The 284-nt window shown below is 66.2% G+C and carries 1 pseudogene; it reads left to right on the top strand.

What is annotated here, in order from left to right:
* A pseudogene (locus ACLQ3B_RS33665) lies at nucleotides 1-284 on the top strand (hypothetical protein); the annotation flags it as partial.

The raw sequence follows: 284 nt of genomic DNA on the forward strand, positions 1-284 counted from the left end.
GGCGACCAGTCCCACATCACCCTCAACGACGAGCAGACCGCCAACGCGAAGGCGATCATCGCCGCGACGAAGAAGGCGGGCCTGCCGGAGCGGGCCGCGGTCATCTCGATCGCGACGAGCCTGCAGGAGTCGAAGCTGGAGAACCTCGGCCACCTCGGTGACATGAACGACCACGACTCGCTGGGCCTGTTCCAGCAACGCCCGTCCAGCGGTTGGGGTACGCCGGAGCAGATCACCAACCCCGAGTACTCCACCACCGCGTTCCTCAAGGGCCTCAAGCAGGT

Origin of the sequence: Micromonospora sp. DT53 (assembly GCF_049841535.1) — a bacterium.
Classification (GTDB): domain Bacteria; phylum Actinomycetota; class Actinomycetes; order Mycobacteriales; family Micromonosporaceae; genus Micromonospora.